Below are 14,239 nucleotides of genomic sequence, written 5' to 3'. Positions count from 1 at the left end.
ATGAAGCCCGGCGACAGGGTGCGGCTCGTCAGCGTTCCGGACGGCCTGCGAGACGACGAGCAGCTCTCGACGAAGTCGCTCTTCGAGGCGTGCCTCGGCCGAACGTTCGTCGTCCAAGCCATCCAACCGATGGAGGGCTCGCGATTTCTCGTCGAGCTCCACGTCGGTCACGTCGTCGGCACCCAGGACTTCGTGCACTCGATCTGGGTCGAGCCCGATCACCTCGCGCGCGTGGGCTGACGCGTCACTCGAACGCCGCGATCAGCGCGTCGGTCAGCGTCGGTGCGCCCACCAGCTCGAGCCCCGCGCGCTCTTCCGGCGTCGTCTGCGTCAGGTTCCCGCGGGGCAGGATCACCTTCGAGAAGCCCATCTTGCGGGCTTCCTGGAGACGGCTCGATGCGCGCGGCACCGCGCGCAGCTCGCCCGCGAGGCCCACCTCGCCGAACACCGCGAGCCCTTCGGAGATCGCGCGATCCCGCAGGCTCGACACCACCGCGATCGCCAGCGCGAGATCCGCCGCGCGCTCGTCGACGCGCGCACCGCCCGCGATGGACGCGAACACGTCCTGATCGAGCACGTGCACGTCCGCTTTGCGATCGAGCACCGCGAGCAGGATCGACAAGCGGCTCCCCTCGATGCCCGTCGACACGCGACGCGGCGGTCCCATCCGCGCCGGCGCGACGAGCGCCTGCACCTCGATCAGCACCGGCCGCGTTCCTTCCGCGCTCGGCAGCACCACCGAGCCCGGCGCGCGCGACGGACGCTCCGCGAGGAACAGCGCGCTCGGGTCCGGCACCTCGCGCAAGCCCTCGCGCACCATCTCGAACACGGCCATCTCGTGCGCCGGGCCGAAGCGGTTCTTCGTCGCGCGCACCACGCGGTACGCGAGGCTCGGATCGCCCTCGAAGGTCAGCACCGTGTCGACGAGGTGCTCGAGCACCTTCGGCCCCGCGAGCATCCCTTCCTTCGTCACGTGACCGATCAGGAAGAGCGAGAGCCCGCGTCGCTTCGCGATCTCGACGAGCCGCGCCGCGACCTCGCGCAGCTGACCGACGCTGCCCGCCGCGCTCTCGAGCGCGCCCGAGCGCACCGTCTGGATCGAGTCGACGACGATCGTCGCGGGCTCGAGCTCGCCGATCGCGCGCTCGATGTCCTCGAGCTCCGTGGTCGCCTGCACCATCACGCGTTCCATCCCGGGGAGCGCGAGCCGCGACGCCCGCATCGCGACCTGCGCCGCGCTCTCCTCGCCCGTCACGTAGAGCGCCTTCGCGCCGCCGCGCGCGATGCCCGCGAGCGCCTGCATGAGCAGCGTCGACTTGCCGATGCCGGGATCGCCGCCGAGCAGCACGACGCCGCCGAGCACCGCGCCACCGCCGAGCACGCGGTCGAGCTCCTCCGAGCCCGTCGCGATCCTGCGTGCTCCGTCGGGTGGGACCTCTCCGATCGGCGTGGGCCGCGCGAGGTGATCACCCGCGACGTTCGCCGCGGTGCTCCGCGCGCTCTTCGCAGGCGCGCGCTCCTCGACGAACGTGTTCCACTCCCCGCAGGTCGCGCAGCGGCCCATCCAGCGTGGGCTCGCCGCACCACACGCGGTGCAGGTGAAGACGGTCTTGTCCTTGCTCGATGCCTTGGTCATCGCGAGGCCTTCTCGGGCTCGTCGTGCGCGCGTTGCGATCGCGTGCCTCGCTCCCGCGGAAGCCGGCGACTATACTGCTGCTCGTGCGCTCGCGAGCGATGTGGTTCTGGTTCGCGGCAACGGCGCTGACGATCAGCGTCGTCCCGCGTGGTGTCCACGCACAGTCCGCCCGCGACCTCGGCTCGCCGGTGGGCGACCCCAGCGCGACGACGGGAGGACGGGCGCCATCCACGACGCCTCCGGCGCAGCCGCCGAGCTCGTACGAGAGCGTCGACGTGCCGCCGCCTCCGGGCAGCGCCCAGCCCGGCATCCAGTACCCCGGACAGCCCGACGCGCGACGTCGCGCGCCGCTGACGACGGACGCGGGCGTGCGCATCCCGAGCGGCATCGCGACGCGGCTGCGCGCGCTCGACAGTGACTTCCAGGTGCTCGCCGCGCGCGGCGGCGGGAGCATCGTCGACGGCGTGCTCGGCATCCTCACCGGCGGCCTCACGATCACGATCGGCATCCTGCTGCTCGAGGAGCCCGCGGGCCCGGGCGGCCTGAACATGTCGCCGTACCTCTTCACGTACGGCGGCGCGAGCGCGGTGCGCGGCATCCTCAGCCTCGTGCTGATGACGAACCCGTCGGGCGCGGCGATCACGTACTCGCACATGCCGATGACGACGATGGCCGAGGTGCAGGCGCGCCTCGACTACGGCGAGCGCGAGCTCGCGAGCCTCGCGGATCGCGCGCGCCTCTCGCGCATCATCGACGGCTCGCTGAACGTCGCGGTCGGCCTCGCGATCATCCCGATCTACCTCGGCCCGAACAACTTCGAGATCCGCAACACGTTCGACTGGTTCGTGCTCATCGGCGCGGGCATCTCGGCGATCAGCGGCGTGATCACGCTGCTGAGCAGCACCGAGGCCGAGCGTCGCTGGTCGGCGTACGAAGAGCTGCGTGATCGGCTGCGCGCGCGCGGCGAGGGCGGCGATGCGCGCACCGGCGACGACGCGCCGCGCTCGGAGCTCGAGCTCGAGGTCCCCGCGGGCCGTGGTCCTTCGATCGCGCCGATGGCATCGGGCGGCGCGGGAAGCGGCGTCGTCGGTGTGACCGGCACGTTCTGATCGCGTCGAAGCTCGGGAACACGCACGGAGCCGGGGATGTCCTGGCTCCGTGCGCGCGTTTCTGGCGTTCGTCGTGCTGCTCGCGTGTGCTGCGCCGTGCGCCGCGCAGGATCGCTTCGTCGAGATCGGCACGCTCGGCGATGCACGACATCCTGCGCGCCGTGTGGTCGCGTGGGTCCCGCGCGAGCACGGGGCGACACCGCTCCCCGTGCTCTACGTCCACGACGGGCAGGCCGCGTTCTCGCTCTTCGGGATCGATCGCACGCTGCGCGCGCTGATCGACGAGGGCGTGGTCACGCCGTGGGTCGTCGTCGCGATCGACACCGTCGATCTCGAGCGTCGACGCCACGAGCTCGCGCAGCACGCCGAGGCATACGCGGACTTCGTCGCCGACGTGGTCGCGCCCGCGGTCGCATCGCGCCTGCGCGTTCGGAGCGATCGCGAGGGCACTGCGTCGATCGGCTACTCGTACGGCGGGCTCGCCGCGGTGCGGCTCGCGCTGCATCGCCCGGATCGGTTCGGCCGCGCGATCGCGATGTCGCCGAGCCTGTGGTGGCGCAGCCGCGACGCGCTCGCGCGCATGCGTCGCGCGCGTGTGGTCCCGGCACGCCTGTGGATCGACATCGGGAGCCTCGAAGGACGACGCGGCGAGACGGTGCCGTACATGGTCCGCGACGCGCGCGCGCTGCGTGACCTCGCGATCTCGCGCGGCATGACGTTCGGTCGCGAGCTCGGCTACGACGAGGCGATCGGCGAGGCGCACGATCTCTTCGCGGCGGGTCGTCGCATGCGCGCCGCGCTCGCGTTCGGGCTCGGCGAGCTCGACCTCTCGAGCACGACCCCGAGCGCGCTCGAGGTCGTCCGTTATCCCGGCGCGCGTCGCACCACGTTCGCGGTGCGCGCGCAGTACCCGCGCGGTCTCTCGCTCACCTGGCCGCCGCAGCGCGCGGGTCTCGCGCGCGACGTCGTCGATGCGCGCGCCGCGATCCACGCGCGCCTCGGCGAGGTCGAAGCGCACGCGCCCTGAGCGCTCAGCGCGCGCCCCAGCGCCTCCTCAGGATCCACTCCGCGCCGAAGAGCGCGACGAGCAACAGGAACGCCCACGGGCTCGCGAGCGGCCGCTCCGTGACCACGCCGAGCGAGCGCACGCGCGTCGCGTCGAAGCGCTCGAGATCCGGCGCCTGCTCCGGGTCCTCGAAGATCTCTCCGCCGGTGCGCGCCGCGAGCTCGCGCAGCACGTCGGGCCGCGGCCGCGGATCGGCGAGCTCCTGGCCGCCGCTCTCCACGACGAACACCTCTTCCGCGAGCACATCCGTCGCGCCCCGCTCGACCGCGACCACGCGATATCCGCCGGGCTCGTCGGGCGCGACGAGCTCCACGCGCGCGCGTCCCTCGCCGTCGGTGCGCGCGTCGGCCGACGCGAGCGGACGATCCGCTTCGCCGAGCACCGTGATCGTCACCTCGCGCGCCGCGAGCGGCACGTAGCGCTCGTCCGCGAGCGTCGCGTCGATGCGCATGCGCGCGCCGGGCCCGTAGCTCTCGCGATCGGTCTCGATGCGCGCCGGCTCGAGCGCCGGATCGCGCGACAGCCAGCGCAGCGCGCGATCCCAGAACCGCTCGTACGCCGACGCATCGCCCTGCTGACCGCCGCTCGTCATGCCCCAGCGCCACGACGTGTCGGTCATCAGCGCCATCACGCGCCCGCGCCCCGCGCTCCCGCTCACCAGCACCGAGAGCGGCGCGCCGCTGAGGTCACGTCGTGTCGGGTGCTGCAACAAGCGCTGCCCGCCGCTGCGCACCTCGGTCGTCACGTTCAGCCCCTGCAGCGGCGAGAGCGCGGCCCATGCGGCTGCGTTCGCGCGCGCATCGGGCAACAGCGCGACGAGCGGATGGCGCGATGCGTCCTCGGCGAGCACGGGCTGGAATCGATCGGTCGTGATCGCCTGCGTGTCCGGTGTCCCGCGCGGGAGCACGCCGACCGGGAGCACCTCGGCGATCGGCGTCTCCGCGTATCCCGCGGCCGAGAACGAGAGCGGTCCGCCGATCATCGCGAACGATCCGCCGCGCATCACGTAGTCGCGGATGCGCGGCAGATAGCCCGCCATCTGATACGGCGCGTACTCGAAGTTCTGGAACAGCACGACGTCGAAGCTGCCGAGGTGCTCGTGGAACAGCTCGTCCGTCGGGAACGGGATCAGCGCGAGCTCTTCGGGCTGCGCCATCGTCATGTCCGACGTGTTGCGCAGGATGAAGAACGAGATGAGGTCCGTCGTGGGATCGCGCGTCAGGAACGCGCGCAGGAAGCGCTCGTCCCAGCTCGGCTGACCGGCGACCAAGAGCACGCGCAGGTTGTCGCGCGCGACGCGCACCAGGAACGCGCGCTCGTTGTTCTGCGGCACCGCGTCGCCCGGCGCGGTCGGGATCACGACGCGATAGACGCTGCGCCCCAGCCGATCCGGCGTGAACGCGAGGTCGACCGTCGCCTCGCCGTCCTCGGGCACCACGACCGTGGTCTCGCGCAGCGTCTCCTCGCCGCGCATCAGCGCGACCGGGATCTCGCCCGCGCTCTCGCCGAGACGTCGCACCGTCACGCGCACCATCGCGGTGCGCCGCAGGAACCCCACGCGATCTGCGCGCACCTCCGCGATCGCGTCGTCGCGCAGCGCTGCGTCCGCGCCGAGCGCGACGGCGTGCACGCGCAGCCCGAGCCGCGTCGCGGTGTCGAGCGCACCGCCCGCGAGATCCGCGCCGTCGGAGACCACGAGCACCGCGCCGAGCTCGTCGCCCGCAGGGCGCTCCGCGGCGGCTTCGATCGCCGCGGCGAGGCGCGTGTCGTCCTCGATCGGCGCGAGCTCCTCCGCGAGCGTCTCGAGCCGCGCCGGACGCAGCGCCGCGCCGAACGTGTACACGTCGGGCGCGCGCTCGCGCTGGGCGCCGGACCATCGCGCGGCGAGCGACTCCGCTTCGTCGGCGCGCGTGCGCGCGTCCTCCTCGTCGCCGGTGCGCACGATCCCGCTGCGCGACGCGTCGAAGAGCACCGCGAGCCGGCCGGGGCGCTGATCGAGCCGCTCGCCCGACCACGTCGGCTGGATCGCGACGAGCAGCGCGACGACCGCGGTCGCGACGCGCAGCGCGATCAAAGTGCGGCGCCGCCGCGCGTCGCTCACGCCGAGGTGCCGCAGCCCGATCACCACGACGGCGACGAGCGCCAGCGCGATCAGCAGCGCGCTGATCACACCACCGGGGATCTCGAGCGCGAGGCGAGCGTCGCTCACGGGATCGCGGCTCCGCGCCTCCGCATGATGAACGGCGCGTGCACCTGATCGTCCTTGTAGTCGAGGCAGAGCGAGTACATCGCGAGGTTCACGCCGAGGCGGATCGCGCGCTCGCGCTGCGCTTCACCGCCGGGCGTGACGGAGTGCTCCCACGTACCGAGGTTGTCGCGCGCCCACGCGCCGCCGAGATCGTGCCGCGAGTACACCAGCGCGACGCGATCGCCGAGCGTGATGCCCTCGAGGTGATCGGGCCCCGCCACGCGTCCTTCGGGACGCTGCAGCAGGTAGAACGAGCGGAAGACCGTGTGCTGCGCGGGCAGCCGCGCGAGCGGCGCGTCGGGCATCGCGCGCGCGAGCTCGCGACGGATCGACGCGTCGAACCCATCGTCCTCGGGGGACGCATCGTCGATCAGCACGAACCCGCCGAACCCGAGGAAGCGCCGCAGCCCCGCGATCTCGGGCTCGGAGAGCGGCGGGAACGCGGCGTCGCCGCTCCAGTAGAGGAACGGCGTCTCGAAGATCGACGGATCGTCGAGGCGCACGCGCGAGGGCTCGAGGCGCGTGTCGATGCTCGTGCGCTTGCGGACCTCCCACGCGAGGCGTCGCGGCGCGGTCTCGCGCGGCCGCGGGTGGCCGCCTTCGTAGTCGACCGAGCGCACGTCGAACAGCGAGGACTCGCCGAGCGCGCGCGCCGTGGTCGGGGTCATCGCGTGCGGCGCGAGCGCCGCGGCGATCAGCGCGCACGCGAGCGTCATCGCGGTGCGCGCGACACCGCGCGGGTGCTGGGAAGGCTGGTGCAGCGTGCCGCAGCGAGCTCGCATCGGGCTCCGGAACGTAGCGCACGCGCTCGCGGCGTGCCTGATCGTTTGCGGTGATGTCGTTCTCTGTCGGCACGGGGCTATGCATCGATTTGCATGGCGGTGGAGGGCGCACTGACGAGCTCGCTCCGGGAACGGGTGCTCGCACGATGGTCGGCCCGCGACGGGGGCGCGCCGGATCGCGACGCCGAGCGGCTCGCGCTCCTCGAGCGCTGCATGGGCTCGCTCGACGGCTCGTGCGATCTCGAGCCCGCGCCGTGCCACGACGTCGCCTCCGCGCACCAGCTCGCAGGCACGACCGCTGCGCTGGTGCATCTCGGCGCCGTGCTCCGCGACCTCACGCTCTGTGACTCCGACGCCGCGGTCCGCTTGCGAGCGCTGTCGAGCACCGTCGATCGCGCGCTCGACGCGCACATCGCCGCGCTCGAGGTCGGCGTGGAGCGCGCGTTCGCGATCCCCGATCTCGCGGTCCGCGACGACGTCGGTGCGCCCGACGAGGTCGACTACGTCTGGGACGTCGCGACCGACTCGATGTCGTGGATCGATCGCCGCCGCGTGCGCACGGTGCCCGCGGCGCAGCACTTCGGGCACACGCGTGCGGTGTTCCACACGCACATCCATGCCGACGATCGGGATCGCGTCGCGCGGACGCTGCGCGAGTCGATCGCGCGCGACGACGAGCTCTTCTGGTCGGAGTATCGACTTCAGCGTGTCGACGGCACGTGGGGCGACGTGCTCGACCGCGCCGTCCTGGTGCGCTCCGGCGGCCGCGTCGTGCACGCGCTCGGTCACCTCCGCGAGCGCACGATGGTGCGGCGGCTGGTGCGCGAGCTCGAGGACGCGAAGGAGCGGCTCGAGGCCGCGAACGCCGCCGCGCAGATCGGGACCTTCCGCGTCGATCGCGAGCGCCTCGTGACGGTGCGCGACGCGACGCTCAACCGCATCCTCGGTCGCCCCGCCGAGCCCTCCGTCCACGCCTACGGCGAGACGCTCGCGTGGGTGCATCCCGGCGATCGTGAGCGGCTCGGCGCGGAGCTCGATCGCGCGATGATGGACGGATCGGTCGCCCCGATCGAATGCCGCGTCTTCCGGCCGGACGGCACCACGCGATGGGTCCGCGGTCGCGCGCGCGGCCTGCGCACCGAGGACGGAACGCTGCGCTGGCTCACCGGCGCCGTGCTCGACGTCACCGACGAGCACGAGCACGCGGTCGAGCGCCAGCGGCTGCTCGACGAGGCGCGCCGCTCGCGCGCGGAGGCCGAGGCGATGGGCCGCGCGAAGCAGGAGTTCCTCGCGCTCGTCTCGCACGAGCTGCGCGGCCCGCTGAACGCGATGCTCGGCTGGCTCTCGCTGATCCGCTCCGGGAAGCTCGACCCCGCGCAGGTCGATCGCGCGCTCGCGACCCTCGATCGCAACGCGCACGCGCAGTCGCGGCTGATCGAGGACCTTCTCGACATGTCGCGCGTGCTCGCGGGGAAGATGCGCCTCGAGCTCGACGTGATCGACGTCGCGGCGCTCGCGTCCGACGCGGTCGCGTCGTGGGAGCCCGCCGCGCTCGCGAAGTCGATCGCGCTCTCGAGCGCAGGGTGCCGCGGAGAGCGCGCGCTCGTGCTCGGCGACGCGGCGCGGCTCCAGCAGGTGCTCTCGAACCTCGTCGGCAACGCGATCAAGTTCACGCCGCGCGGAGGGCGCGTCGCGATCACGGTGACGTGCTCCCCCGACCGCGTGCGCATCACCGTGCGCGACACCGGGCCCGGCATCCCCGAGAGCGAGCGCCCTCGCATCTTCGAGAGCTTCCGGCAGGCGGGCTCGGACGGCGGGCGCAGGGAGGCCGGCCTCGGCCTCGGGCTCGCGCTCGTCAAGACGCTCGTCGAGCTGCACGGGGGCGACGTGCACGTCGAGACCCCCGCGGACGGCGTGGGCGCGAGCCTCGTGGTCGAGCTCCCGCGCCGCGATCAGCCCTGATGCTTGTCGCGCTCGGATGGCTGGGGCAGGCTCCGGGCCCGCTTGCCGCCGCTCGCTCGACGTCGCCTCGCTCGCTCCGGTGTCGCTCTCGCGCTGACGCTCGCGCTGGCGGGCTGCGGATCGAGCGCGTCGGAGGAGCCGGCTCCGCCTCCGCGGCGCGAGCGCGAGACGTCGCGCGCGCCCGAGCCGTCGCGCGAGCCCGAGCCGCAGCGTGCGCCGGCGAGCGAGGTGCCGATCGTGCGCGGCAGCCGCCCGATCATGAGCACGCTCTATCAGATCACGATCGTCTCGGACGACGACGCGCGCGCGCACCGCGCGATCGAGGCCGCGCTCGACGAGGTGGAGCGGCTCGGCATCGTGCTCTCGGAGTGGCGCCCCGACAGCGAGGTCACGCGCATCAACGAGGCCGCGGGTCGCGAGCCCGTGCGCGTCGGCGCCGACACGATGGCGAACGTGCGCGAGTCGCTCCGCATCGCGGAGTGGACCGACGGCGCGTACGACATCACGTGGGCCGCGCTGCGCGAGTTCTATCTGTTCCAGCCCGGCGAAGCGCGCGTGCCCGACATGGACGCGGTGCGCGCGCGCCTGCCGCTCGTGAGCTGGCGCGACGTGATCGTCGACGAGGCCGCGAGCACGGTGATGCTGCGCCGCGAGGGCCAGGCGATCGGGCTCGGCGGCATCGCGAAGGGCTGGGCGGTCGATCGCGCGAGCGCGGTGCTGCAGGAGCACGGCTTCCGCGACTTCATGATCTTCGGCGGCGGCCAGGTGCTGGTGCACGGCGCGCGCGGCGACCGCGGATGGCGCGTCGGCATCCAACACCCGCGACGCAGCGACTACATCGGGTTCGTCGAGGCGACCGACGCATCGATCGCGACCTCCGGCGACTACGAGCACGCGTTCCGCGCGCCCGACGGAACGCACTGGCACCACATCATCGATCTCACGACGGGCCTGCCCGCGCGCGGCACGACGTCGGTGACGATCATCGCGCCGACCGGCCTGCTCGCGGACGGGCTCGACACCGGCTGCTTCGTGATGGGCCCCGAGCGCTGCCTCGCGATGCTCGAGCGCCTGCCCGAGCGCGTCGAGGCGGTGATCATCGACGCGGACCTGAAGGTCTGGACGACACCGGGCGTGCGCGAGCGGCTCACGATGCGGGTCGAGCTCGACGCGGAAGGTCGGCTGCCGCGGTAGGCAGTCGCGCTCGCACGCGAGCGGCCCCATGCTCTCCGCCATGCTGAGCACCCCGATCGCTCGCCTGCGCCTCGTCGCGATCATCGAGGCCATCTCCTATCTGGTCCTCCTCTTCGTCGCGATGCCGCTCAAGTACGTGTGGGGCATCCCGCTCGCCGTGCGCGTCGCGGGCCCGGTGCACGGCATCCTCTTCGTCGCGTTCCTCATCGCGCTCTTCCGCGCCGCGGACGCGCGCTCGTGGTCGTGGCGTCGCAGCGCGCTCGTGTTCGCGACCTCGCTCGTGCCCTTCGCGACGTTCTGGATCGATCGCTCGCTGCGCGAGGAGGACCTCGCGCCCGCGCCCGCCACCAGCTGAGCGATCGCCCGATTTCCTCCGCCGCGCGCGCCGTCGTATCCTCGTCGGCGATGAGCGCCGGCGAAGACGGCGCCGAGGGGTGGGGCGACGACGGGGAGTACGGCCGCACCACGATCGGCACCGACATGTTCGGGACCCAGGAGGTCCCCGACTATCCGGCGATCGCGCGGCTCGGAGGCTTCGAGATCCTCGGCCGCATCGCGCGCGGAGGCATGGCGGAGCTCTACCTCGCGCGCTCGCGCCAGGGCGACGGCACCGTGCGCCACGTCGTCGTCAAGCGCGTGCTCACCGAGATGCAGCACGACGCCGAGATGGTGCGGATGTTCGTCGAGGAGGGGCGCATCGCGCGGCGTCTCTTCCACCCGAACGTCTGCCACGTCTACGAGTGCGGCGAGGACCAGGGCCTCACGTACATGGCGCTCGAGTGGGTCCACGGCGTGTCGCTGCGCGACGTGATCCGTCGCTCGCAGCAGCACGGCGGGCTGCCGGTGCCGATCGCGGTGCACGTCATCGCGAAGATCGCGGCGGCGCTCGAGTACGTGCACCACGCGCGCGGCATCGACGGAAAGCCGCTCGCGATCATCCATCAGGACGTCTCGCCCCACAACGTGATGCTCGGCTGGAAGGGCGACGTGAAGCTGCTCGACTTCGGCATCGCGAAGACGAGCGCGCAGGCGCAGATCGCCAGCAATCACCCGCAGGGCAAGTACGAGTACATGTCACCCGAGCAGCTCTGCGGCGCGCCGATCGACGCGCGCAGCGACATCTTCGCGCTCGGCGTGTGCCTCCACGAGGCGCTCTGCGGGCGCTCGCTGCACGGCCGCGAGAGCCTCCCGATGATCATGAGCGCGGTGGTCGAGGAGCCTGCGCCGTCGATCCGCTCGGTCCGCCCCGAGCTCCCCGAGGCGCTCGAGCACATCGTCGCGAAGGCGCTCGCGAAGCGCCCCGAGGATCGCTACCAGAGCGCGGCCGAGATGCAGCGCGCGCTCGAGGCGTGGCTCGATCGCGCGGGCCAGAACGTCAGCGAGGCGCGCGTCGCGCTGATCATCGGCGGCATGTTCGACGCGGAGGACAAGGCGCCGCTGCGTCCCGGCGCCGCGAACATCACGGGCACGCTGCCCGCGATCCTCTCGGGCGAGATCGAGCTGCCGCGCTCCTCGAGCGATCCGCCGCGCGAGCGCCACCGCGAGCCCTCGCTGAGCGACTCCGCGACGCGCACGCTGGTCGACGAGGACGACGAGAAGCCGGAGCGCAGCGTGTCGATCGCGGTGATCGGCGCGGCGATCGGCATCGCGCTCGTCATCCTGATCACGGCGTGGATCGTCCTGGCGGTGCGCTGATCCCGAAGAGGCGCGTCGCGTTGCGCCAGTAGAGGTCCTCGAGCACGTCGCGCGGCAGATCGAGCCCGTCGATCGTCCAGTCGCCCTGGATCGGCGTCGGATGCGCGAAGCGGCGATCCGCGGTCTCGAAGTAGCGGAAGTGCGCCTCGTAGAACACCGGCACGCGCGACGGCGGATCTGCCTCGCGCCCCGCCGAGCCGAGCACCAGCGTGCCGCGCGCGCCGATCTGGAAGTCGGTGCCGAACAGGATGCGCTCGCGGTGGCGCACGAAGAGCGCGCGCATGCGCGCGGGATCGTGGCGGCCGATCTCCGGGATGCGCGCGCCGGTCTCGACGAAGAGGTTCGGATACGCGTCGAGCATGCGCGCGACGGTCTCGGGCTCCTCGGGCGCGTTGCCGAAGTGCGCGCCGAGGAAGCGCGTGCGCGGATGGCGCGCGACGCGTCGCTCGTACTGCTCGAACACCTCGCGCCAGCTCGGCCACGCGCCGTGACCGTCGGGGCGCGCGCCGTGGAAGCTCCACGACGGATGCGCGGAGAGCTCGTCCCAGCGCTCGTTGTCGCGCGTCGCGGGCTCGAAGAACGCCTGGGGATCGCCGCTGTGGATCAGCACCGGCAGCGCGAGCTCGCCCGCCGTCTCGAACACCACGTCGAGCCGCGGATCGTCGACCGCGAGGAGCGATCCATCGGCGAGCGAGATGCCGAGCCCGAGCGCCTTGAACACCTTGAGCCCGACCGCGCCCGCGTCGCGACACGCGTGCAGCGAGCGACGCGCGTAGTCCGCGAAGTCGGCGCGCTCGACGCGCGAGAGATCCAGATGGCAGTACGGGCGCAGCGCGCCGTTCGTGCGTCGCATCGCCTCGGCGGACTCCTCGAGCCCGCCGCCGTTCGGATGCCCGCCCGACGCGTTCAGCGCCATCACGACGCCGCCGTGCTCGCGGAACGTGCGCAGCGCGCGCTCGGCGAGCGCCGGCGGGACGTGCACGTGCACGTCGATGCGCGGGATGTCGGCGAAGCGGCGCGTGCTCGCGCGCGGCGCGTCGGGCCACACCCGCCACGCGATCGCGATCGTCATCGCGGCGACCGCGACCACCAGCCCGAGCCGGCTCCCTCGAGGCGTGCCCCGCATCGCGCGAAGATACTCGCCCGCGCGCAGTGTCGTGGGGGTCGCGCGCAGTGTCGTGCGGGTCGCGCGCGGTGTCGTGGGGGTCGCGCGCAGTGTCGTGGGGTCGCGCGCAGTGTCGTGCGGGTCGCGCGCAGTGTCGTGGGGGTCGCGCGCAGTGTCGTGGGGGTCGCGCGCAGTGAGTTACGGGTCGCGCGCAGTGTCGTGCGGGTCGCGCGCAGTGTCTTGCGGGTCGCGCGCAGTGTCTTGCGGGTCGCGCGCAGTGTCTTGCGGGTCGCGCGCGGCGTCGCGCGACCCGCCGTCACGCCGGCTCGGGTGAGGAACGCTGCCGTTCCTCCGCGATCAGCAGTCCGTCACCTCGCACGCGGTCTGGCACCCGTCACAGAACACGCAGTCGGAGTAGGCGCCGTACGCGGCGACGGCCGGGAGGGGCGCCGCGGCGGCGCACGCCTGGGCGCATGCGTCGGTCGTGCACTCGTTCACGCAGCTCAAGAGCGCCGCGCAGCCGGCCGTCGCCGCGCAGTCGAGCCCCGCCGCCTCGCACACGGAGTCGACCGCGCACTCGACGCACGCCTCGCAGCTCGCGCCCTCGGCTTCACAGCTCGAAGGGCAGTCCGCCGCGCAGCTCTCGGTCGACTCGGCGCCGGGCGTGCACGCGCCGTCTCCGCAGACTGCGCAGTCCTGGGGGCACGACGCGAGCGACTCGCCGGCGGCGCAGACGCCGTCGGGGCAGGGCGGGCAGTCGGCCGGACAGGAGGCGCTCGTCTCCGCAGCGCCACAGGTGCCGTCGCCGCACGTGCTCGGCCCGCAATCGGCCGGGCAGGACCCCGGCGTCTCGCCTGCGCTGCACGTGCGATCGCCGCATGCCGGCCCGTCGGGACAGAAGGCCGCTGCTCCGCACGCGGTCTCGCAGGGACCGCACGCCACGCACTGGGCGAGGTCGAAGTACTCGCTCTGCGCCGACCCCGGGGCGGCCGACGCGCACTCCCGCGCGCAGACCTCATCGTCGGCGCACCCGCTGAGGCACCGCCCGAGGGCGATGCAGTCGGGGCCGCAGTTCTGCCGCACGGTCGCGCATCGTCCTTGCTGCGCGCACTCCTGGCACTCGCCGCAGTCGGTGATTCCCTCGCAGCTCGGGCAGTCCACGGCGCACGAGTCGACCTCCGACTCGTCGCAGGTCCCGTCGCCGCACTCGGGGCCTGCCGTGCAGTCGGCGGGACAGTCCTCGCCGTCGTCGCAGGTGCCGTCGCCGCAGGTGATCGGGGCGCGCGCGTCGGGGCCTCGTCCGCCGTCGAGCGGAGGGGCGCCGGCGTCGCTCCCGCCGCCGGCGTCGCTCCCGCCGTCGCCCCCGCTGTCTCCGCACCCCGCCGCGAGGGCGACGAGAAGAGCGACCCCGAACGACCTCGACCAGCTGCGCCCCATGCACG

Annotated in this window: 12 protein-coding genes; 7 read left to right on the top strand and 5 right to left on the bottom strand. The window is 73.1% G+C overall.

Translation table 11 applies throughout. From position 1 onward, the window contains the following. The gene (locus DB32_RS26650; RefSeq protein WP_053235457.1) at nucleotides 1-240 is read left to right on the top strand and encodes a hypothetical protein; all 240 of its coding nucleotides are present in this window, start codon (nucleotides 1-3) and stop codon (nucleotides 238-240) included. Nucleotides 241-244: 4 nt separating this feature from the next. On the opposite strand, the gene radA is transcribed toward DB32_RS26650, so the two are convergent. Beyond that, the gene (radA, locus tag DB32_RS26645) at nucleotides 245-1,636 is read right to left on the bottom strand and encodes a DNA repair protein RadA (RefSeq protein WP_053235456.1); all 1,392 of its coding nucleotides are present in this window, start codon (nucleotides 1,634-1,636) and stop codon (nucleotides 245-247) included. An 83-nt stretch (nucleotides 1,637-1,719) separates the two neighbouring features. On the opposite strand from radA, the gene DB32_RS26640 reads away from it, so the two are divergent. Together DB32_RS26640 and DB32_RS26635 are read left to right on the top strand one after the other, a co-directional pair. Beyond that, nucleotides 1,720-2,745 (top strand): DUF3824 domain-containing protein, encoded by a 1,026-nt coding sequence (locus DB32_RS26640; RefSeq protein ID WP_053235455.1) that lies wholly within the window; start codon nucleotides 1,720-1,722, stop codon nucleotides 2,743-2,745. Between the two features lie 49 nt (nucleotides 2,746-2,794). Beyond that, a complete protein-coding gene (locus tag DB32_RS26635; protein ID WP_053235454.1) occupies nucleotides 2,795-3,772 on the top strand; it encodes an alpha/beta hydrolase in 978 nt (325 codons plus the stop codon). Nucleotides 3,773-3,776: 4 nt separating this feature from the next. On the opposite strand, the gene DB32_RS26630 is transcribed toward DB32_RS26635, so the two are convergent. Continuing rightward, on the bottom strand, nucleotides 3,777-6,020 hold the full coding sequence (locus DB32_RS26630) for a glutamine amidotransferase (RefSeq protein ID WP_053235453.1): 2,244 nt from the start codon (nucleotides 6,018-6,020) through the stop codon (nucleotides 3,777-3,779). Beyond that, on the bottom strand, nucleotides 6,017-6,841 hold the full coding sequence (locus tag DB32_RS48545; protein WP_169791560.1) for a DUF4159 domain-containing protein: 825 nt from the start codon (nucleotides 6,839-6,841) through the stop codon (nucleotides 6,017-6,019). Before DB32_RS48545 ends, DB32_RS26630 begins: the two co-directional genes overlap by 4 nt. Before the next feature lie 135 nt (nucleotides 6,842-6,976). Between DB32_RS48545 and DB32_RS26620 the strand changes: the two genes are divergently transcribed. The 4 genes from DB32_RS26620 to DB32_RS26605 are packed head-to-tail and all read left to right on the top strand — an operon-like array spanning nucleotide 6,977 to nucleotide 11,692. Beyond that, the gene (locus DB32_RS26620; RefSeq protein ID WP_169791559.1) at nucleotides 6,977-8,803 is read left to right on the top strand and encodes a sensor histidine kinase; all 1,827 of its coding nucleotides are present in this window, start codon (nucleotides 6,977-6,979) and stop codon (nucleotides 8,801-8,803) included. A gap of 42 nt (nucleotides 8,804-8,845) precedes the next feature. After that, nucleotides 8,846-9,997, top strand: coding sequence for an FAD:protein FMN transferase (locus DB32_RS26615; RefSeq protein WP_053235450.1), 1,152 nt, complete (start codon nucleotides 8,846-8,848; stop codon nucleotides 9,995-9,997). Nucleotides 9,998-10,037: 40 nt separating this feature from the next. Next, nucleotides 10,038-10,352: a DUF3817 domain-containing protein gene (locus tag DB32_RS26610; RefSeq protein WP_205627083.1), complete on the top strand. Its 315-nt coding sequence runs from the start codon at nucleotides 10,038-10,040 to the stop codon at nucleotides 10,350-10,352. A gap of 50 nt (nucleotides 10,353-10,402) precedes the next feature. After that, nucleotides 10,403-11,692 (top strand): serine/threonine protein kinase, encoded by a 1,290-nt coding sequence (locus DB32_RS26605; RefSeq protein ID WP_053235448.1) that lies wholly within the window; start codon nucleotides 10,403-10,405, stop codon nucleotides 11,690-11,692. Here the strand turns inward: DB32_RS26605 and DB32_RS26600 are convergent. Both DB32_RS26600 and DB32_RS26595 read right to left on the bottom strand, forming a co-directional pair. After that, entirely contained in the window at nucleotides 11,661-12,818 is a 1,158-nt protein-coding gene (locus tag DB32_RS26600) for an amidohydrolase family protein (RefSeq protein ID WP_157069416.1), read from the bottom strand. The two genes, DB32_RS26605 and DB32_RS26600, sit on opposite strands and share 32 nt — an antisense overlap. A gap of 336 nt (nucleotides 12,819-13,154) precedes the next feature. Next, nucleotides 13,155-14,234 (bottom strand): hypothetical protein, encoded by a 1,080-nt coding sequence (locus DB32_RS26595; RefSeq protein WP_053235446.1) that lies wholly within the window; start codon nucleotides 14,232-14,234, stop codon nucleotides 13,155-13,157. Nucleotides 14,235-14,239: the final 5 nt, after the last annotated feature.

This window comes from Sandaracinus amylolyticus (assembly GCF_000737325.1).
Taxonomy (GTDB): Bacteria; Myxococcota_A; Polyangia; order Polyangiales; family Sandaracinaceae; genus Sandaracinus; species Sandaracinus amylolyticus.
Note: the sequence above shows the minus strand (reverse complement) of the source record. Positions and strands in the feature narration are given on the sequence as shown.